The organism is Paludisphaera rhizosphaerae (assembly GCF_011065895.1).
In the GTDB taxonomy this organism is placed as follows: Bacteria; Planctomycetota; Planctomycetia; order Isosphaerales; family Isosphaeraceae; genus Paludisphaera; species Paludisphaera rhizosphaerae.
Window position 1 is genome coordinate 22,744 of sequence record NZ_JAALCR010000012.1, and the last position, 19,125, is coordinate 41,868.

Annotated in this window: 14 protein-coding genes; 7 read left to right on the forward strand and 7 right to left on the reverse strand. The window is 63.5% G+C overall.

Annotation, left to right across the window (positions count from 1 at the left end; genetic code table 11):
- Positions 1 to 41: 41 nt before the first annotated feature.
- Positions 42 to 596 (reverse strand): KdsC family phosphatase, encoded by a 555-nt coding sequence (locus G5C50_RS16600; protein ID WP_165071181.1) that lies wholly within the window; start codon positions 594 to 596, stop codon positions 42 to 44.
- Between the two features lie 4 nt (positions 597 to 600).
- Positions 601 to 1,635, reverse strand: coding sequence for a KpsF/GutQ family sugar-phosphate isomerase (locus G5C50_RS16605; RefSeq protein ID WP_165071183.1), 1,035 nt, complete (start codon positions 1,633 to 1,635; stop codon positions 601 to 603).
- A 351-nt stretch (positions 1,636 to 1,986) separates the two neighbouring features.
- Here G5C50_RS16605 and G5C50_RS33255 point away from each other — a divergent pair, with 351 nt between their 5' ends.
- Positions 1,987 to 2,130, forward strand: a complete 144-nt coding sequence (locus G5C50_RS33255) for an ATP-grasp domain-containing protein (RefSeq protein ID WP_165071184.1) — start codon at positions 1,987 to 1,989, stop codon at positions 2,128 to 2,130.
- On the opposite strand, the gene G5C50_RS16615 is transcribed toward G5C50_RS33255, so the two are convergent.
- The 3 genes from G5C50_RS16615 to G5C50_RS16625 form a co-directional block, all read right to left on the reverse strand.
- Complete coding sequence (locus G5C50_RS16615) at positions 2,108 to 5,134, reverse strand: M56 family metallopeptidase (protein WP_165071185.1); 3,027 nt, start codon at positions 5,132 to 5,134, stop codon at positions 2,108 to 2,110. The two genes, G5C50_RS33255 and G5C50_RS16615, sit on opposite strands and share 23 nt — an antisense overlap.
- Before the next feature lie 111 nt (positions 5,135 to 5,245).
- The gene (locus G5C50_RS16620; protein WP_165071187.1) at positions 5,246 to 8,248 is read right to left on the reverse strand and encodes a M56 family metallopeptidase; all 3,003 of its coding nucleotides are present in this window, start codon (positions 8,246 to 8,248) and stop codon (positions 5,246 to 5,248) included.
- A 1-nt stretch (position 8,249) separates the two neighbouring features.
- The gene (locus tag G5C50_RS16625) at positions 8,250 to 8,633 is read right to left on the reverse strand and encodes a BlaI/MecI/CopY family transcriptional regulator (protein ID WP_165071188.1); all 384 of its coding nucleotides are present in this window, start codon (positions 8,631 to 8,633) and stop codon (positions 8,250 to 8,252) included.
- A gap of 227 nt (positions 8,634 to 8,860) precedes the next feature.
- On the opposite strand from G5C50_RS16625, the gene msrA reads away from it, so the two are divergent.
- Together msrA and G5C50_RS16635 are read left to right on the forward strand one after the other, a co-directional pair.
- On the forward strand, positions 8,861 to 9,580 hold the full coding sequence (gene msrA / locus G5C50_RS16630) for a peptide-methionine (S)-S-oxide reductase MsrA (protein WP_165071189.1): 720 nt from the start codon (positions 8,861 to 8,863) through the stop codon (positions 9,578 to 9,580).
- Positions 9,581 to 10,271: 691 nt separating this feature from the next.
- Positions 10,272 to 11,948, forward strand: coding sequence for an alkaline phosphatase family protein (locus G5C50_RS16635; protein WP_165071191.1), 1,677 nt, complete (start codon positions 10,272 to 10,274; stop codon positions 11,946 to 11,948).
- A 120-nt stretch (positions 11,949 to 12,068) separates the two neighbouring features.
- Here the strand turns inward: G5C50_RS16635 and G5C50_RS16640 are convergent, their stop codons facing one another.
- The gene (locus G5C50_RS16640; RefSeq protein WP_165071192.1) at positions 12,069 to 13,130 is read right to left on the reverse strand and encodes a tagatose 1,6-diphosphate aldolase; all 1,062 of its coding nucleotides are present in this window, start codon (positions 13,128 to 13,130) and stop codon (positions 12,069 to 12,071) included.
- A gap of 1,308 nt (positions 13,131 to 14,438) precedes the next feature.
- Between G5C50_RS16640 and G5C50_RS33260 the strand changes: the two genes are divergently transcribed.
- The 4 genes from G5C50_RS33260 to G5C50_RS16660 all read left to right on the forward strand — a co-directional run bounded on the left by G5C50_RS33260 (position 14,439) and on the right by G5C50_RS16660 (position 18,081).
- Positions 14,439 to 15,473: a DUF1559 family PulG-like putative transporter gene (locus tag G5C50_RS33260; protein WP_165071452.1), complete on the forward strand. Its 1,035-nt coding sequence runs from the start codon at positions 14,439 to 14,441 to the stop codon at positions 15,471 to 15,473.
- 60 nt (positions 15,474 to 15,533) lie between these two features.
- On the forward strand, positions 15,534 to 16,079 hold the full coding sequence (locus tag G5C50_RS16650) for a hypothetical protein (RefSeq protein WP_165071194.1): 546 nt from the start codon (positions 15,534 to 15,536) through the stop codon (positions 16,077 to 16,079).
- A gap of 392 nt (positions 16,080 to 16,471) precedes the next feature.
- Positions 16,472 to 17,524, forward strand: coding sequence for a hypothetical protein (locus G5C50_RS16655; RefSeq protein ID WP_165071195.1), 1,053 nt, complete (start codon positions 16,472 to 16,474; stop codon positions 17,522 to 17,524).
- Positions 17,521 to 18,081 carry a cysteine peptidase family C39 domain-containing protein gene (locus G5C50_RS16660; protein WP_165071196.1) on the forward strand — a complete coding sequence of 187 codons (561 nt, stop codon included), beginning with the start codon at positions 17,521 to 17,523 and terminating at the stop codon, positions 18,079 to 18,081. Before G5C50_RS16655 ends, G5C50_RS16660 begins: the two co-directional genes overlap by 4 nt.
- A 180-nt stretch (positions 18,082 to 18,261) precedes the next feature.
- Here the strand turns inward: G5C50_RS16660 and G5C50_RS16665 are convergent, their stop codons facing one another.
- Entirely contained in the window at positions 18,262 to 19,068 is an 807-nt protein-coding gene (locus G5C50_RS16665) for a bestrophin-like domain (protein ID WP_206107739.1), read from the reverse strand.
- Between the last annotated feature and the right edge of the window lie 57 nt (positions 19,069 to 19,125).

Genomic DNA, 19,125 nt, shown 5'->3' on the forward strand with positions numbered 1-19,125 from the left:
GAACGTCGGAGGTCACTCGGTCCACGTCGTCCTGTGTCCGCTTACGTCGTCGTTGAAGTGTAGGGACCGCAAGCGTCGTGCCACAGTCCCTGCGCCTTCAAGATCAGCTCGACGACTTCACGGGCTACGCCGGATCCTCCGGTCGCGCGAGTTGTCAGATGGGCCGCGGCTTTCACCTCGTCGACGGCGTCGGCCGGGCAGCAGGCCAGGCCGACGCCCCGCAGCGCGGGGAGGTCGATGAGGTCGTCGCCTACGTAGCAAACTTGTTTCGCCGTTTTACCTGTCTTGGCCAGAAGGGCTTGAAGGGCTTCCCCCTTGTCGGCGATCCCCTGGACGACGTGTTCGATCTTCAGCTCGGCCGCGCGACGCTCGACGACCGGGGCCGACCGCCCGGAGAGGATGGCCGAGGTCTTCCCCAGCTTGTGCCAGAGGGCGAAGCCCAGGCCGTCGCGGACGTAGAAGTGCTTCGACTCCACGCCCTGGTCGTCGACGATGATTCGGCCGTCGGTCAGGACGCCGTCGACGTCCACCGCCAGCAGCTCGATCGCCGCGCAACGCTCTTCGAGGTCGGCCGACGGGCCTCCCGGCTTCGTCATCGGCTCACTCCTCGAAGTCTTCGGGGGACGCCCCGATCAGGTCGGTGACGTCGATCAGGCCCAGCAGCCGGCCTTCCGCGTCGACGACGGGAAGCTCGCTGATCTTCCGGCCCTTCATAAGCTCCACCGCATCGCCCAGCATCGAGCCTTCGACGGCCCGGAATGGGCTGGCGGTCATGACCTCGGCGATCGGCCGGTCCAGCTCAGCCTCGCGGCGACGCTCGAACAGGCGGACGAGGTCGCTGTCCGTGAAAATGCCCAGCAGGTTCTTCCGCCCGTCCACGACCAGCACGGCCCCCGACCGCCGTCGCGGCCCGGCCAGGCGGACGAACACCTCGCGGACGGTTTCCTCGGGCGCGGCCGTGCGGACGTCGCGGCCGGTCCGCATCACGTCCTCGACCCGCGTCAGCTTGCGGCCCAGATTCCCGGCCGGATGGTAGAGGGCGAAGTCCTCCGGCGTGAACTCGCGCATCTGGGCGACGAGCAGTGCGAGGGCGTCGCCCACGGCCATCATCGCGGTGGTGCTGGCGGACGGCGCCAGTCCCATCGGGCAGGCCTCGGCGATCGTTCCCATGGCGATGCAGACGTCGGCCGCACGCCCCAGCGAGCTGCTCGCCCGCTCCGTCACGGCGACGAGCGTCGCGCCGATTCTTCGCACGGTGGGGAGGATGCGCAGGACTTCCTCGGTCTCGCCGCTCTGCGAGAAGGCGAGCACGACGTCCCCCGCCCGGATGCGGCCGAGGTCGCCGTGGACGGCCTCCGCGGGGTGCAGGGGATAGGCTCGCGTGCCGGTGGAGGCCAGCGTCGCGGCGGTCTTCTGTCCCACCAAACCCGCCTTCCCCATACCGGTGACGATCACGCCGCCGTTGCAGTCGTGGACCAGCCTTGCGGCCTTCACAATGGAGCCGTCGAGCCGCTCATGGACGCCGGCCAGCGCCACGGCCTCGTCGCGGAGGACCCGGCGGGCGAACGCCAGCGCCTCGGCCTCCGTTCCGACCCCCGCGATTGGGGACGTCGTCGCGTCGGAGATCGTCGCCATCCTGGGCCTCCCTGCCCTGCCTGCGGTCTGATGGCCGACGTCGGATCGGACCAGACCTTCGAGCGGCGGCACCATAGCCCATCCCCCAGCGACGGTCAACGCGGAGTCAGACGCGACCCCGCGCCCGGCCTCCCCCGTTTGCCTCACCGCTCCTCCTTATCGTCCGCCCCCCTCCATGAACTTGGGGCGATCACGAAAGATAAGCGAAATCAAGGGGACTCCGGAAGCTGCATTGAGGCTGGCGATCGGCTGGAGTCTGACGAAACCGCGGATTGTATCGGCGCGATTTTGCGGCCTTCCTGTAAAAATTACACGTAGCGTTTGTCGTTTTTGCTCAAGCCGCGGCCCGGGATGTGTCGGAACAGCCGCGGGTGCCCAGCCGCCTCCTCTCGACTGGACGTCGCCCGCCGTCGCGACGGCCGTTGGACGATCGTCGAGCTGGGCGACGGCCAGGGCGACGGAGTAAACGGGATCAGCCACCGGAGCCGGGTTTGATTCTGACGTCGCCCAGGTCGATGGTCTGCCCCGGAGCGACGGTGAAGTCACGCCAGCGGAGAGTCTCGACGCCGCCGTTCAAGGTGGGCTCGTAAATTCGATACGTCGCGCCGGGGATCAGCTGGGGGAAGCTCGCGCGGCCGTCGGCGTCTGGTTTTTTGACGACGGTGCGCCCGTAATTTCGGCGGTCGAAGAGAATGTATGGGGTCTCCAGAGCGAGGGGCTGCTTGCTTTCCTCCTCAGTCAAGGGGATTCCTCTGGCAAGGTGGAGCCTGGGGGGGCCGGGCTCGGCGACGATGGAGAGAAGCGGAGCGCTTGCCGAGTAAGGCTGGCCCTGAATGTCGACGACTCGCATGCGAGCCTCGCCGGAGGGCTGAAGCTTGACGGTGATCGGGCCGCCGGCCGCCTGGGCGGGATCGAGTTCGACCACGGTGCCCAGCCCGTGCTCGGCGTCGAAGAACCAGCACTTCGTCGGGCGACCCGCCGTCACGCCGGGGATCTCGAAACGTCCATCGCGTACGGGGATCGTGTATGTGCCTCCCCAGGTGAATCGGCTGTGGGCGAAGGAGGCCGCCGTGATGATCTCCGCGTGATCAACGGGCCGACCCTCCGGGTCCTCGACGCGGCCGACGATCTTCGAGCCCGGATCCAGGATGGCGTTGACCGTGACGGGAGCCTGTCCTGCATGGACGTCGTAGGCCAGGAAGGCATGGGCGTGATCGCGGACGTGATACGCACCGACCGCTTCTTTGAGTGCGTAGTCCTGCGTCGCTGCGTTCACCGACAACGTCCCCTTGCCTGGAGCGACGGCAATGATGAAACGGCCGTCGTTCCCGCTGGAGACGCCCGCCGTTCGTCCCGAGAGGTTGCTCGGACCCGATGTGGGTTCGTCTACGTCCGGGGTGTAGCAGACGGTTGCATCGGCGATCGGCCGGTCGTCACGATCACGGACGCGGCCTTCGATCAGCACGCCGCGCGGGATCATCAGGTCGAAGGTCTGGGACATGGCGTCGGGGACCTTCGGGAATTCTTCGTGCCGAGTGAGATACGGCGATCCGGGCGGAGGGGAGATCGTGATTTCCAAGTTCGAAGATTTGGGGGGAAGTGAGACTTCATACGGTCCCTGCGCATCGGTCCGGGCCGTCCCGCCTCGGGCCGCGCCCGCGGCGTTGACCCTCGTGATCAGATGGACGATCGCGTCAGGGATCGGCTGGCCGTCGTCGCCTCCTGTAATTCGACCTGAGATCCTCAACGAGGATTTCAGCTTCACCTCGATCCGCTTCGTGCCTTCGGGTGCGTCCGCCTTGGCGAACGCCAGGTCGAGGAAGTATCGCGGATCGTCGAGGTTGAGGCTCGCCCACACGCCACGGCCGAGGCCGGTGAGGTGGATCCGACCCTCGTCGTCCGTGTTCCACTCGCCCCGCCATAGGCCCGCCAACACTGGAGGCACTTGCGGGGACATGTTCACTCCGACGAGATTGCGGACAGCCGGATCGGGTCTCGCCGGCGGGGGCAATTCTCTTGTCAGGCTGAGCGTTCGCACCGCCAGGCCGGCCGCGGGCTGTCCTTCAGGGGTGAGGAAGCGGAGTTCGACGGGTTGTTCTGGCTGCAAGGAGACATCGACCGTGGGCGCGGCGTCGTCGAGGTTAAACGCGCTCCAGCCCAGGCCGAATCCAGGCGAGCCGGCCACAACATTGGCATTCTGGTAACGACCCGACGAGGTTCGCGGGGTCTCGATGCGGAACCGGCCGGTGCCGTCGGCTTCGCCTTCACCCAGCACGATCGCCGCTTGCTCCAGCCAGGCTGATTCATGCGCCCGCTGACGATGGCCCACCACCGCGACCTTCGCCCTCGCGAGCGGCTTCCCTTCCGGATCGAGCACCCGACCCGAGATCGTCATTCGCGCGGCCTCCGGGGCGGCTGCGGGGGCCTGAGGAGCCTGGGCGACGAGCCTTGCCGAGGACAGCGGGACGGCCAGCGCGGTGGTCGCGGCGGCGAGGGCGAGGATGCCGCGGCGTCCCAGGGGGCGATGATTGCGCGAGGCGTCGAGGATCGCCCGGACGCGGTCCTCGACCTGGGAAGTCCGAGTCATCGTCGCGACCCCTGCGAAGCCGGATCGGCCGCAGAGCCCCTGGGCGACTTCCAGCAAGCGCTGGGCGTAGTCGACGCCTCGCCAGCCGGCGGCGAGAACCAGGTCGTCGCAGGCCCGCTCGCGCTCGACGAGCATCCGCGAAGCCGTCCACCAGGCCAGCGGGTGGAACCAGTAGACGACGCAGGCCAGCCGGGCCGGGACCTGCGCCAGGGCGTCGCGGCGGGCGACGTGCGCCAGCTCGTGCATCAAGACGGCCTGAAGGCGACCCTCCGGCCAGGTCTCCGCGCCTGTCGGCAGCACGATCACCGGTCGAAACACGCCCCACGTCATCGGTGAGGCGACGGCGTCTGATTGGAGCAGCCGGACGCATCGAACGCCCCCGAGTCGGCTTCGGAGGTCGTCCACCATCGCGTCCCAACGCCCTTCGACCAGCGGTTGCGACGCGTTCGCCAGCCTGCGGAGTCTGATTCCGACGACCAGGGCGGGGACCGCCGCGACCACGGCTCCGACGGCCCAGATGGCCAGGACCCTTTGCGACCAGGTCCACGGGGCAGCAGAAGCTGCGACGGGAGTCGCGATCGTGGGCCGCGGAGAAGCGGCCATCAACTCGCGACCAGACCCAGGAACCACCTCTGGTTCGTGAGTAAACTCGAACACGGGAAGCGGTGACGATGGGTCGACCGGCTCATCGGCCTTCATCAACCCTACGGACGGCAGCGCCCAGGTTGGGCCGAAGGCCGCGAGGAACGGCGCGGCGAGGCTCGCCGTCGCGGCCGCGGCGAGGGCGCAATGCCGCATCGCCGCGGAACTCCGACGCATCGCGATGCAGGCCAGGATCGCGAGCGTCAGGATGATCGTGACCCTCGCGATGACGGCCGCCGCGAGACCTTCTCCCATCAAGAGCGCTTCCATCTCGGCTTCCCTCCTCTCGCGTCTACTCGATCAGGCCGCCGAAGCGGTCCACGCCATCCTCCGTCAACTTCGCGACCGGCGAACCCGGTCGCTCCGTAGTCAATTGCCTGCCTAGGGCTCGATGTGTACGTCGCCCAGGTCGATGGTCTGCCCCGGGGCGACGGTGAAGTCACGCCAGCGGAGGGTTGCCTCGTCGCCTTCGAGGACCCGCTCGTAGATGCGATAGGTTGCGCCGGGAATCAGCTTGGGGAAGACCACGCGGCCGTCGGCGTCGGGTTCTTTCGGGAACGTCGGCCAGGGCCAGTAGTTGCGCCGGTCGAATAAGCCGTAGTAGGCTTCCTCGGCGAGGGGTTGTTTGAGTTCTTCGGCGGTCAGGTCGATGCCTTCCAATTCGTGAAGTTCCGGGGGGCCGGCGGCGGCGACGATCGAGAGCCGAGGGCCGCTGGAGGCGTACGGCCGGCCGTCGAGATCGACGACACGCATGCGGGCTTCGCCGGAGGGTTGTAGCCTGACGACGACGGGTCCCGTGTCGGGGTCGAGGTCGACCATCGCGCCCAGGCCGCGCTCGGCGTCGAAGAACCAGGCTCTCATGAGGCGTCCAGCCGTCGCCCCGGGGATCGCGAATCGGCCGTCGACGACGGGGATCGTCGCAGAGCCTCCCCAGGACAGACGGTTTCCGGCGAACGAGGCCGCCGTAATGATCGAGGCCCGCGCGACGTGCCGCCCTTCGGGATCGTCGACGCGACCGACGATCGTTGCTCCGGGGTTTAGTACGGCGTCCATGGCGACGGGGGCCTGGCCGGGCTGGACGTCGTAGGGGAGGAACGCGTGGGCGTATTCGCGTTGGCGGTTCGCCTCGGTCCACTCCTTGAGGGCGTAGTCCTGGGTCGGCCCGGCCACAGACACCGTCCCCTTCCCCGGGGCGACCGCGATGGCGAAACGACCGTCGGCCCCGCTGGAGACGCCTGCCATCGATCCCGAGACGTTCCTCGGCCCCCAGGGGGGCTTGTCCCGACGTTCGGGCCTGTAGGTGATCGTCGCGTTGCCGATCGGCCGTCCTTCGCGATCGACGACGCGGCCCTCGATCAACACTCCGCGCGGGACCGTCAGGTCGAGAGTCTGGGGCGTCGCGTCGGGCGGCTTCGGGAATTCATCGAACCGTGTCAGATAAGGCGAACCGAGCGGCGGAGTGATCGTGACCTCCAGTTTGGAGGAGGTGGGGGGGATAGTGGCCGCGTACCGCCCTTGCTCATCGGATTGGGCTTTCCCGCTGCGCTCACTTCCGGTGGGGTCGATCCTCGTCGTCACCTTTACGGTCGCACCGGGAATCGGCCGGCCGTCGTCCGCGGTCTTGACCAGGCCGGAGATTCGCAACGCATGACTCAATTGCACGCGAGTCCGCCTCGAGCCCTCGGCGGGGGCCGCCTTGACGAAGGCCGCGTCGAGGACGTATCGCGGGTCGTTGATGCTGGGGCTCGTCATGATCCCTCGGCCGAGGCCGGCGACCTTGATCACCCCCTCCTCGTCGGTCTTCCACTCGCCCAGCCACAGGCTGGCCAACGCGTCGGGAACCCGAGGGTAGAGACTGACGACCACGAAAGGGATCAAGTCCGGACCGGGCCTTTCCGCCGGAGGCAGTTCCCGAGTCAAGGAGAGCATCCGTACGACCAGCCCCGTCACCGGTTGGCCCTCGGGAGTGACGAACCGGAATTCGGTGGGCTCCTCGGGCGGCAGGACGACCTCGACCGTGGGCGCGGCGGCGTCGACGTCGAACGCCCTCCAGCCCAGGCCGAAGCCCGGCGCGCCGGCCACGACGTTCCCACTGGGGTACCACCGATCCGAGGAAGTCCGCGGGGTCTCGATGCGGAAGCGGCCTTCGCCGTCGGCCACGCCTTCTCCCAACTCGTTTTTCCTCTCTTTCGGTGGGCTCGGTTCCCACCGACGCCCGACAACGACGACCTTGGCCCCCGCGACGGGCTTCCCTTCCGAGTCGAGCACCCGGCCCGAGATCGTCATCGTCTCTGCCTTGGGAGCCTCAGCGGCCAGTTGCGCAGCCTGGGCGACGAGCCTCGCCGAGGTGAGCGGGACGGCCAGCGCGGTGGTCGCGGCGGCGAGGGCGAGGATGCCGCGGCGTCCCAGGGGGCGATGGTTGCGCGAGGCGTCGAGGATCGCCCGGACGCGGTCCTCCACCTGCGACGACGGGGCCATCGCCGCGACCCCCGCGAAGCCCGTCCGGCCACAGACTCCTTGAGCGACTTCCAGCAAGCGCTGGGCATAGTCGACGCCTCGCCAGCCGGCGGCGAGAACCAGGTCGTCGCAGGCCCGTTCGCGCTCGACGAGCATCCGCGAGGCCGTCCACCAGGCCAGCGGGTGGAACCAGTAGATGACGCAGGCCAGCCTGGCCGGGACCTGCGCCAGGGCGTCGCGACGGGCGACGTGCGCCAGTTCATGGACCAGCACGGCTCGCAAACGGTCCTCCGGCCAGGCCACCGCATCCGAAGGCAGCGCGACGATCGGGCGGAACACGCCCCAGGTCATCGGCGCGGCGACGGCGTTCGAGTGGATCAGTTGCACTCGCCCTCGAACGCCCAGCCTTCCTCGCAGGTCGTCCAGCATCGCGTCCCAGGGAGGGCCGGCGAGCGGTTGAGAGCGTCTCGCAAGTCGTCGGAGTCGCACGCCCACGACGACCCCGGGAATCGCCGCGACCGCCGCGCCGGCGGCCCAGATCGCGAGGAGTCGCTGCGACCATGTCCAGGGCGGCGAGGGAGCGAGGACCGGCGACGCGAGGATCGGTCGTGCGGGGGACTGGCCGATCGTCGCATCACGGGGGGGAAGCATTGCTGGTTCGAAGCGATCGAAGGCCGGAGCAGGTGGGACCGACGAGGCTGCGATCGGCTCGACCGTCGGCGTCAGCACGGGCAGCGACCACGTCGGCCCGAGGAGCGTCAGGAACGGCGCGGCGAGGCTCGCCGCCGCAGCCGAGGCCAGGACGCCGTGCCGCGTCGCGGCCGAGGTCCGGCGCATTGCGAGGACGACGAAAATCGCCAGCCCCAGCAGGATCGTGACCCTCGCGACGACGGCCGCGAACCCTCCCGTCAGCAAGAGCTCGCCCATCTCAACGGCCCTCCTTCCGCGCCTGTTCGATCAGCCCGGCGATCCGGTCCAGGTCCTCCTCCGTCAGCTTCGCATCCGGCGAGCCCAAGAGCGCGGCCACCGCCTGCGCGGTGGAGCCCTCGAAGAAGGTCTGGACGACCCGCTTCAACGCCGACCGCCGGGCCTTCTCGCGGGGAACCGTCGGCAGGAAGACGTACCGGGGTCCGTCCTGCTCGTGCTTCAGATGTCCCTTCTCCTCCAGCACGCGGAGGATCGCCCGCACGGCCGAGTAGCTCGGCGGATCCGCCAGCGCCTCGCGGACCTCGGCGGCCGTCGCCCGCCCGGCGCGGTAGACGACGTCCATGATCTCCCGCTCTCGTTTCGCCAACGCCTCCGTCTTCGCCATGACGAGCCCTCCTGAGCACCTCGCCCGCCCGGATTCACATGCAGATTTTTTAGCACAGTGCTGAAAATACAGCAGGCATCGCCAACCTGCAAGGACCATGCTGGTTTTTCTGCACCCAAGGTCGGGGCTGGAAACGGCGGCGAAGGCGGCGACAATGGTGGTGGAGCGCGCCGGGGCGTCCCGGATCGGGGTACGGATCGCGACCATCAAATGAGGAGCGCGGACGGATGAGCACGATTCAGCGGGTCTGGGGACTTGGCCTGGCGTTCGGGCTGGCGTTCGTCGCGGGGGCGGCGCGGGGGCAGGACGCGAAGACCGAGGCCCCGAAGGCCGAGGCCAAGGACGACGCGACGGCCAAGAAGGACGACGCGACGCCCAAGAAGCCGAAGCTGGAAGAAGCCACCTTCGGCGGCGGCTGCTTCTGGTGCACCGAGGCGTACTTCGAGCGGATCCCGGGCGTGAAGCAGGTCGTCTCGGGTTACTCGGGCGGCCAGGTCCCCAACCCGACTTATGAGCAGGTCTGCACCGGATTGACCGGGCACGCCGAGGTCATCGAGATCACCTTCGACCCGTCGGTCATCTCGTTCGGCCATCTCCTGGACTTCTTCTGGACGGCCCACGACCCGACGACTCTCAACGAGCAAGGGCCCGACCACGGAACCCAGTACCGCTCGATCATCCTTTACCACAACGACGAGCAGAAGCGGATCGCCGAGGAGGCCAAGCACGCCATCAACGCCAAGCGGCCCAGGAAGTCGCCGATCGTCACGGAGATCGTCCCCTTCCAGACCTTCTACCCCGCCGAGGCCTACCACCAGGACTTCGCCCGCAACAACCCGTACCACGGCTACGTCGAGACCTACATCACCCCCAAGCTCTACAAGCTGAGGACGAAGCTCAAGGCCGCGGAGAAGGCGGAGAAGGCGGAAAAAGCGCAGGAGAAGTAAGCCGCGCGAATCACGGTCGGAAAGATGGGAGCCGTGAACGGGCCGGTTCCCTGGCGACCTTGATCAGCCGGCGCTAGATCCAACCGGCCAGGGCGAGCCTCCAACGGACGGGGGCTCGATTTGCCGCCTCTTTGCGCGTCTCGTGCTGACTCCTGGCGCAAAAAAAAGCCCGGCTCCCCCCGAGGGAGCCGGGCACAGCCAGGGAGAACGACGCTTGCTCGTGGAGGCTGCCGAGGCTGCGGGGTCGTCGCAACTCTCAGCGTGATTTGGGGAAGCGGCTTGGGCTTGCACTCTTTCGGCCCTCGTCGCTCGCAACGAAATAGGAGTAAAGCACGAGCTGTGCCCAAGACTTAAATCTCCTTGCCAACACCGCCGCAATTTGCGGTTAACCTATTTGTAAATAGCAGTTTACGATTCATGATTTTTTTCCGAAGAGCTACAACCGGATCTCGCCTGGGGGCTATCGACGTTCGAAGGCGCCTCAGAAATGCCCGCGAAATCATCTAGGCCTGCGCGAGTTTCAGGCACGGCTCCCAGGCGATTCGGCTGACGCAATGGGCATTCGCGGGATCTCCCGGAGGGGAATGTCGGTTGACGCCGGGGGGCGGAATCCCGGAAGCTGAACTGCGGAACATGAAGCGGCGACGGAGATTTCCGGGGTCGGATCGGCCGGAGAAAGGATCGAGCGGCGATGAAGGTCATGGTGCTTGGGCTGGATGGGGCCACCTGGGACATCCTGGGCCCCCTGGCGGCCGACGGGCTGCTGCCCAACATCGAGCGCCTTCGCGCGCGGGGTGCGTCGGGCGAGTTGCAATCGGTCTTCCCACCGCTGAGCCCGGTCGCCTGGACGGGCGTGATGACCGGCAAGAATTCGGGGAAGCACGGGGTCTTTGAATTCCTGGAGCACGACCACGACCCAATGCACGGCCGGGTCAACTCGTCGCGAGCCATCCGCGCCGACCTGATCTGGGAGATCCTCGCCCGCCACGGCAAGCAGACCATCGCCGGCGGCGTGCCGATGAGCTATCCCCCACGCCCCGCCAAGGATTTCCCCGGCTTCTACCTGGGCGACTTCCTGAGCCCCGAGAACGCCCCGGACTTCACCACCGACCCCGAACTCTTCGCCGAGCTGGAGAAGGCCGTCGGCCCCTACCGCGCGTGGTCGACCTCAATCCACGACGGCGACAATGAGGAGGCCGTGGTCGACGACCTGACCGCGTTCCTCGACCAGCACCTCAAGACGATCGCCTTCCTGATGGAGCGTCGGCCGTGGGACCTGCTGATGTTCGATCTCATGGCCACCGACCGCTTCGGCCATGAGCTTTGGCACGCCTGGGACACGGCGCACGCCTCGGCGAAGGGCCGCGAGACGAAGCTGGCCGCCCTCAAGCCCAAGCTGCTGGAGTTCTGGAAGACGCTCGACCGCGGGATCGGCAAGATCCTCGACGAGGCCGGCGACGACGTGACGTTCCTCTTGATGAGCGACCACGGATTCGGGCCGATCGAGCACTACGTCAACTTCAACGTCTGGCTGCTGGAGAAGGGCTACATCGTCCTGAAGGACAACTTCTACGTCCGCCAGAAGCACTGGTTTTACCGCCGCGGCGTAACCCCGCAGTGGATCTACGGGATCATGAGCAAGCTGGGCATGGCCGGCCACCGCGTCTCCCGGTTCCGCGGCAAGCAGGAAAGCGCCCTGGACCGCCTGGGCGAGAAGGTCTTCCTCTCGCGCGAGCACATCGACTGGTCGCGCACCCGGGCCTACGCCCAGGGGAACTTCGGCCAGCTCTTCCTGAACCTGAAGGGCCGCCAGCCCCAGGGCTGCGTCGACCCCAAGGACGCCCGCGCCTTGCTCGACGAGATCAAGGCCGGACTCATGACCATCCCCGACCCCAAGACGGGCGAGTCCCTGGTGGAGCACGTCCACGAGGCCGCCGACCTCTACCACGGGCCCTACGCCGACAAGGCCCCGGACCTGACCGTCGTCCTGAAGGACTGGAAGTACCGGACCATCGGCCTGCACGACTTCACCACCCACAAGGTGATCGCCCCCGCCTTCGGCCCGACGGGCGACCACCGGATGGAAGGCGTGCTGATCGCCGGCGGCCCTGGAATCCAGCAAGGGACGGCTCCCTCGGGGGCGAACCTGCTGGACATCGCCCCGACCGTCCTCCACCTGCTGGGCGTCCCCGTTCCCGCCGACATGGACGGCCGCGTCCTCGATGAAGTCCTCACCCCCGACCTCGCCGCCACCGCCCACCAGCGCGACGACAACGGGGACGGATCGACCGCCGGGGTCGCCTCGTCTTACGACGAGGAAGACGAGGCCGCCATCCAGAGCCGCCTGGCCGACCTGGGATATCTCTGAGCCGACGCGTCGGCCTTGATCGCCCCGTCATCCGGACGCTTCACGGCCGCCGTCCCCCACGAGGGGAGGCCGTGATCGCCCTTTAGCGGTTCGATGGCATCACGGCCTCACACTCTTTCATCAATACCGGAAGTGCCAGCCCTCCACGCCCCGGACCGTCTGGAGTTCCTCGGCGCTGAAGCCGTAGCGGGTGAACCAGGGGGCGCCGTTCTCGCGGACCTGGGCGTCGACGTCGGCCAGCCGCTTGCGGGCGACGTCGTTCAGGAAGGCGTGACGGCCGGTGCCGTCGGGCTGCTGGAAGTACTCCTTCCAGAAGGCGCGGCCTCCCAGAACGCCGGAGGCTCCGGCGCGGAGGGCCATCTCCACCTGGACGAGATAGTCGTCGTAGTCCACGCCCGCCGAGAGCAGCACCCACGGCCGCTCGGACGAGGCGTCGAGCGCTTGCAGGTTGTCTTCAAGCTGCTGGTCGCTCTCACGGTCGAGGGTGCCGGGGAACTCGGCCTTGTAGATGTCGCAATACCGGCTGAGGACCCGGGCGGACTCGATGACCGTCTCCGCCTTGCGGTCCAGGAACGAGGCGTCCTTCTTGGTCTCGCCGTTGTAGGGGAACGCCACGGCCTCCAGCAGCAGCAGAATGTCGTGCTTCTTGCACTCCTCGAAGACCCGCTCCGCCAGCGCGAGGTTGGCGTCGGCCGACTCGTGCTCGTTCGGTTCGAACTGGGCCAGCAGCTTGACCGCGTCGGCCCCCATCCGCTTGGCCTTCTCGACCGACCAGCCGGGCTCGATGGTCGCCATCGGAGCGCCCTTGGGGCTCATCTCGTACTTCGTCCGCTCCAGCCGCAGCAGCAGACCGACCTGCGGCGGAACCGCTCCCGACGCCACGGCCGACCACGCCCCGTAATAGGGATCGATCAGCACGCCGGACGCCGCCGTCGCCAGGTGGCGCATCATGTCGAGCTTGGCCTCGACGACGTCCTGATAGTTCGCCGGGCGGTCCTCGCCGGCGGCGCGCAGGGCCTTGCCGGCCATGTCGAGCACGGAGTTGTTCTGGTCGAGCGCCAGCATCGTCAGCGTGCCGCCGGGGTTGCTGATCCGCTGCAAGCCCCGGAGCTTGCCGGGCGTCAGCCCCTTGGCCGCCAGCACGAACGCCCCCTGCGTCTTCGACCCGTCGCCGAACGTCATGGCCCGCCTTCTTCCCGGTTCGATGCCTCGACTCGTCCTTCGACCGCGGCTCGCCCAGGCGACGCGGTCCATGCGGCTCATCCTACCCATTCGACCTCTGCATCGTAACCAGGGGCTAATTGGGTTGATACTTGGCTCCCGTATCCCAATACAGTCGTATTTATAGAAATTAATTTGACGACCGCCAGCAGTTCGGATTATTTAAATCATCTGTGGTCAACCCGTCGCCCAAAGTGTTTCACACCAGCACAAAACATATTAGGGATACAATTCCTTGAAGCGATATCTGTTCATATGCGCACTTGCTCCATTAGGTTGCTCTAACCAAATCGCCACTCCGAACAACGGGGTCACTCCATCATATTGCTCAACCAATTCCGGCGGTAAGCACGATATCACATACGACTTGGGCGACGTCCTCGCAGATGGACAGGTTCTCACACACGAGTTTTCACTACATAACAGCACATCTTCAGCGATTAAAATTGTAAGGATAGAAGTTGGTAGCCCATGCTGCTCAACGATGAAATTCAATCGAGACATCGAGGTCTCTTCTGGAGATACCGCGACGCTACCGGCAACTCTAAAGATCGGAAGCATAAGCGAAAGAAAACGCGTCGACTTCCTAGTGCATACAACCGACACTAACTCACCGAGACGAAGATTCACACTCCTCGCAACAGTGCATCCTAGATGGGAGTTTTCAATTGATGGAAGTACAGCTGTAGCATTATTCAAACAATCCGGCCGAATCCACGGAACGATGGTTGCGCGGCGGCTGAAAGCTAACGGGGAATCCTTGCCTTCAACGATCAATGCCAAGTCGCCGGTACGGGCAAGACCGATAGGGGATCCCATAATCGAGACGACAGGGGAACTTGAGTCGTCGAGACAGCCTCTGGAGATTGAACTGCCCGCTTCTGAGGCAGGCGTGTATCGTGGAGTCTTGGGTTTTGGATGGGCTGACGGCCATAGCCGCGAGCATACATTTACATGGAATGTGCCACCTCCTTTCGCCATAACGCCCCGAGCAATCATCCTTGATTCCAACACCGCTTCCAATGTAGATTTCTCCATGGTCGTACGATCTGATGGCAGGTCATTCCAATTGATGAAGTTGGGTCCAGAGCGTCTAGTATCACGCTACGAAGTCCTGGAGAGTAAGAAGGGACTTCAGAGGATCAACATTACCGTAGATGCGAAACGAGCAATGGACGAAAGGACGCCAGAAATCACTGTAGCATCAGACCATCCTGAGTGGCCTATACTTACCATACCAGTGATCAAACCGGTCGATCAGAGGTAAACATGAAGAGCCAAGCTACTCGACACGGCTTCACTCTGATCGAACTCGTCGTCGTAGTCGGCGTAATCAGCCTCCTCGCATCTCTCACGCTCCCGGCGGTTCAATTCGCGCGCGAGGCAGCTAGGCGGATGGTTTGCCACAACAATCTTCGCCAGATCGGCTTGGCACTGCATGGCTATCACGAAATCAACTCGTGCTATCCAATCTGCAACACCAATAGATTCGGAAAAAGACAGTCGGACGGCGGCGTCAATATAATCTATGCTGGCGCTTTTTCATTTCACGTGAGGCTCATTCCCTTCTTGGAGAACCGACCTGTTTACAACGCAATCAACTTCGAAGTGGGAACCATGTCCCCCTTCCTCCTCGGTGTGAACGAGCTACCTAGCAAGCAAAAGCAGTCCATCGCTATCAATGCCACAGCTGCCGCAACGTGCGTGCCCACCTTCCTCTGTCCGTCTGACGGAGGTCAATTCAATGGGGCCGGCAACAACTATCGAGCAAATGTGGGAACAGGACCGGCACCTCGCAGATCGGCTGAATTCAGGGACAGTGGGAATGGCCTGTTCCAGGATCTCGGATTGACACGCTCTGCTTATGTAGTCGATGGGCTCAGTCATACCGTTGCGTTTTCGGAACGACTGCGAGGCTCGGGGATGGTCGGCCATCCTGCCGCCGATCGAGATTATTGGGCCATGCCGTCGAATATCGTTTCCGCCGACTCACTGTTGCAGGGTTGTCAAATCGTCGCCAGGCCCGGTGCCACTCCAGCTTTCGTCAATAGCGGACGATCTTGGTTTTGGGCAGGCCGCGACTGTACTAGCTACAGCCACACTCAGCGGCCAAACGGGCCGACGCCTGACTGTATTGCCGCACGCATGTCTTCACCAATTGGAATGGCAACCGCAAGAAGCCGGCATCCGAACACTGTGGGCGCGCTTATGGGCGATGGATCGGTCCGCACAGTGCGCGATGCCATCGATACGGCCGTATGGCGAGGGCTAGGCACTCGCAATGGTGGAGAACTAGTTGACTGATCGATCCGGAAATCTACGCATCGGGACAAAGCATATAAACCATGTTAAAGGAGGTGCTCTATGAGCACGTCGGCTTCGGCTCCATCGCTCAAGTCTTCCCCCTTTCTTGGAGTGCTGTCCATGACTATGGGACTATTTCTCATCGTTTGGGCGGTGTTCTCGCAGTTTCCTGGGGAGGAGGCCAAGACATTGCCTGATGAATCCCTAACGAATTTTCGTGGATTGAACCCAGATTTCGTCAAAACAGAATCGGGCACGTGCCTCTCCGAGAACATCGCTACGGAAACGGCATTTGATCCACCCGGTCCGCCGAGCGTCGTAGGTTTCGGGTGCGCAGAGAATCGCCAAGGCGTTACATGCATCACGTGCGGCGCATCGTTCGACCCGATAAAGAATTGGATCGCTTGGTTCTCGGACGTTGCACCTGACGGGGGAACCGAGATCGTATCTCCTATGGGAACCTTCGTCCTCTGCGGCAATGAAAACAACTCGGGCCAGAAAGGCACATGCCAACTAAACAGCAATCCAAGCAATCCCCAGATGTACTGTGCCTTCTCGACGAGTTATAGTTGCACGACCGGTATCGCCGAGTACGAAGACCAGTAAAACCACGGGCATTCGGCCGAGCTATATTCAGCGGAATTTCGGCTCGGCCGAGCTCTCTTTGCGTTCAACTCAATCACGTTTAACGCAGAAATGGCCTGGCAGGCTCGCTTTCATATATCTATCCAAATAGAACATATGAAACAGTAAACCAGGACCAAAAGATCCTACCCTGATCAAGACACATAACAATCCTCCTCTGCTCGCTGAGCGAAGCTTGACAAGCATCAGTTTTGTTGACCCGCCGGCCCAAACAGCTGGCCTTAACTGCTAACCTACAAGGAGTCAAACGCATAGTGCTCGCCTTATCGGTTCTTTTTTCAATGGTGTTACTAGGCCAGCCGGACGGGAACTTGGACTCCCGCACATGCTTCGCTTTGCTCGAGCGAGAGTCGATGGCCTTCCAGAACATCACATTCGTTTACGAGGGGCGAATTGCCACCTATCCGGTAAAGCCGGAGAGTGAACCCATAGAGTCGAAGTTCCAAGGCTTCTACGCCTACCGGTCCAACGTCGCGACGCTGCTCGACTTGTACACATTAAATGCTAACGACAGCCCAGACGCGCGTTTTCTTTACAGCCTATTGAATTACAAATTCGACCTTCTGGATGCAACGCCGGACGTGCTTCCTAGAGTGGAACTTCGTGAGCCGCGTACTACAGCGGGTGGCGCTGGATCGCTCTATTTTCCACGATCAGCTCAACGAATCCACCTAGCGTGGTTCCTGTCCAGCCTCGGGGGCCATGACGAACACGAGTATCAATACCTTGGTGACGAGGTATTGAGCGGGAGCAGATGTCACGTCGTAAGAATGCTTCGGCGTCCAAAACCTCAATTGGGAGCTTGGGAAGGCCCTCTCCCTTATGCGAAACTATGGATCGATCTAGGAAAGGGTGGAGTTGTTGCACGAATGGAATGGTTTGATGGGGACAAATTGAGTCTGCGAACCTCATTTGATGGATTCTATGAAGTTCCCGTGCCTGGTCGGCCTTCGGTCACCATACCTATTTCCGGCTTGGTTGAGGTCTTCTCGGAGTCATTCATGGATCGAGGCAAAACGGTCTACCGCGATTCGCCTACCTCTGAGGAACACTATCGAATTCTCAGAGACACAATCAAAGTGAATCGAGATTTGAGGAATGAGTTCTTCTCGATCAAGAGACATGCCCTAGCATCGAGCGAGGAGGACCTACGAGCATTGTTAGACCAACTCAAGAATCATCCCGCCCCTAAACCGGCCAGACGTTCCCCCGTTTCCCAAGCTGAGAGGGCCAAACGGCTTGATGATGCTCTAGCGGAGGCGGACCGCCAATCGTCCCGACTTGACGCATCTGTTGCTGCGAGCTCCGAGCAGTTCTGGACAACTCTCCCGGCCTGGATTTTGGGCGCTGTTGCCGCGATCTCGCTGGCCATCGCAGTCGCCTATCAGTGGAGAAAGAAGATATGACTGCGTCGATTGGAGTGTTCATCGCCATGATTTTAACAACTAATCAGAATCCAGGCCCTGAAAACTGGGGGTGCGGCGCTCAATCATTATATCAATTATTCAAGTGCGTCGCAATAAACATTTCGCCGGAACAAATACTTCCACTTTTGCCTCCTGCCAATCCCCAGGGGCATTCGTTAGGTGATTTGCAACGAGTGGCGAAGCAGTTAGGGTTGACGCTAGAAGCTCTTGACTATCCCATAAAATCTTTTCGGGTCGAGTCGCCGATCATCATGTTTTTTCGCATCGGCAGCGAAGGCCATTTTGTGGTTGTTCGCCCTGTTGGGCATACCGGCAAACTGGTTCAAGTGCTGGATGGCGATCGTTCACCCACTGTTATAAATTGTGATGATCTAACTCGTCTTTCGTCTTGGACCGGTTTGGCTCTAGTGCCACAGAGTAATAACATCTCCTTTTGGGGGCTTGCAGCAGGTGGTTCTATAGCCATTTGCCTTGGAGCCTTTCTTCAATTCGTCCATTTCCGCCTTCGCAGCAACCCTTCACGATCAACTACTTGATCTAATGCGACCATCATCATTACGCATAAATCGCCTGCGCCGGGTGTGGGATCTGCAGATTTACTAAGTCATTGCAAATTTCGCACTGCCACTAATCAATATAGTTATACCCTCTGTTCAATATGTTCGAGTATCTCCCGGCGCCTCCATTTTTTCACCCGATTGGTCCTCCGAACTTCATCACTCAAAATGGTGCCCTTCGACCTCGTCGAGGATGACCCGCGTGAGGTGGAAGCCCTCGGGCACGACCTGCAGGTCGCCCGAGAACGGCGATGCGAACATCAGGATGAGGTACAGGTTCAGCGCGATGACCGCCGCCAGCATCGAGGTCATCGCCAGTTGGAGCCGGAGGTGCTCCACCTTGAAGAAGTAGGCGAAGACCACCGTGATCACCCCGCCGGAGATCAGGACCATCCACTCCAGCGTCGGCAGGCCGGACTGGGAAGCGTGCACGAGGCGCGTCCGGCGGAAATTCCAGAAGTCGGCCGCTGCCTGCACCTGGGTGGCGAAGAGTTGCTCCTCGCGCGAGGACTTCGGCTCGTAGGCGAAGACGGTCTGGAGCAGTTCGATGGCGATCTTGTGGGTCTCCGTCGCGTGGCCATGCTGCGCCATCGTCGGCCATTCGGTCTCGATCACGCTCTTCGCGTAATCCCCCGCGAGGTCTCGGACCCGACGCGAACCGTCCCCGGGGAACTGGGTCGTGAACAGGATGATCTCGGAGAGCGCATTCGACTCGGCCTCGGACGCCAGCCGGGCCTCGGAGAACTTGCTCATCGAGTCGACGACGACCAGCCCGAGGATCACCGCGTAGAGCGTGCCCACCACGGCGAACAAGTAGCTGGCGACGTCCTGGAACCGCACCAGTTCGTCGTGCGGCAGCCACCGACGCGAGGCATGCAACCCGGCAAGCGACGCGACGACGCAGCAGGGGACAAGTAGCAGTCCGACGGGATAGCTGTCGATCGACATGCCACGACCCTTTCGCACGAGGGCCTCGCACGAGCCCCGTTTCCATTCCCCAACCCGATACGCAACACTAGAACA

What these genes read in the sequence shown, in the direction of transcription:
- G5C50_RS16640 (WP_165071192.1), bottom strand. Translation starts at nt 13,130, where the DNA reads ATGACGTTCGGCGACGGGTCGAAGACGCAGGGGGCGTTCGTGCTGGCG.
- G5C50_RS16600 (WP_165071181.1), bottom strand. Translation starts at nt 596, where the DNA reads ATGACGAAGCCGGGAGGCCCGTCGGCCGACCTCGAAGAGCGTTGCGCG.
- G5C50_RS16655 (WP_165071195.1), top strand. Translation starts at nt 16,472, where the DNA reads ATGGCCTTCCAGAACATCACATTCGTTTACGAGGGGCGAATTGCCACC.
- G5C50_RS16625 (WP_165071188.1), bottom strand. Translation starts at nt 8,633, where the DNA reads ATGGCGAAGACGGAGGCGTTGGCGAAACGAGAGCGGGAGATCATGGAC.
- G5C50_RS16615 (WP_165071185.1), bottom strand. Translation starts at nt 5,134, where the DNA reads ATGGAAGCGCTCTTGATGGGAGAAGGTCTCGCGGCGGCCGTCATCGCG.
- G5C50_RS16650 (WP_165071194.1), top strand. Translation starts at nt 15,534, where the DNA reads ATGAGCACGTCGGCTTCGGCTCCATCGCTCAAGTCTTCCCCCTTTCTT.
- G5C50_RS16605 (WP_165071183.1), bottom strand. Translation starts at nt 1,635, where the DNA reads ATGGCGACGATCTCCGACGCGACGACGTCCCCAATCGCGGGGGTCGGA.
- G5C50_RS16660 (WP_165071196.1), top strand. Translation starts at nt 17,521, where the DNA reads ATGACTGCGTCGATTGGAGTGTTCATCGCCATGATTTTAACAACTAAT.
- G5C50_RS16620 (WP_165071187.1), bottom strand. Translation starts at nt 8,248, where the DNA reads ATGGGCGAGCTCTTGCTGACGGGAGGGTTCGCGGCCGTCGTCGCGAGG.
- msrA (WP_165071189.1), top strand. Translation starts at nt 8,861, where the DNA reads ATGAGCACGATTCAGCGGGTCTGGGGACTTGGCCTGGCGTTCGGGCTG.
- G5C50_RS33260 (WP_165071452.1), top strand. Translation starts at nt 14,439, where the DNA reads ATGAAGAGCCAAGCTACTCGACACGGCTTCACTCTGATCGAACTCGTC.
- G5C50_RS16635 (WP_165071191.1), top strand. Translation starts at nt 10,272, where the DNA reads ATGAAGGTCATGGTGCTTGGGCTGGATGGGGCCACCTGGGACATCCTG.
- G5C50_RS33255 (WP_165071184.1), top strand. Translation starts at nt 1,987, where the DNA reads ATGTGTCGGAACAGCCGCGGGTGCCCAGCCGCCTCCTCTCGACTGGAC.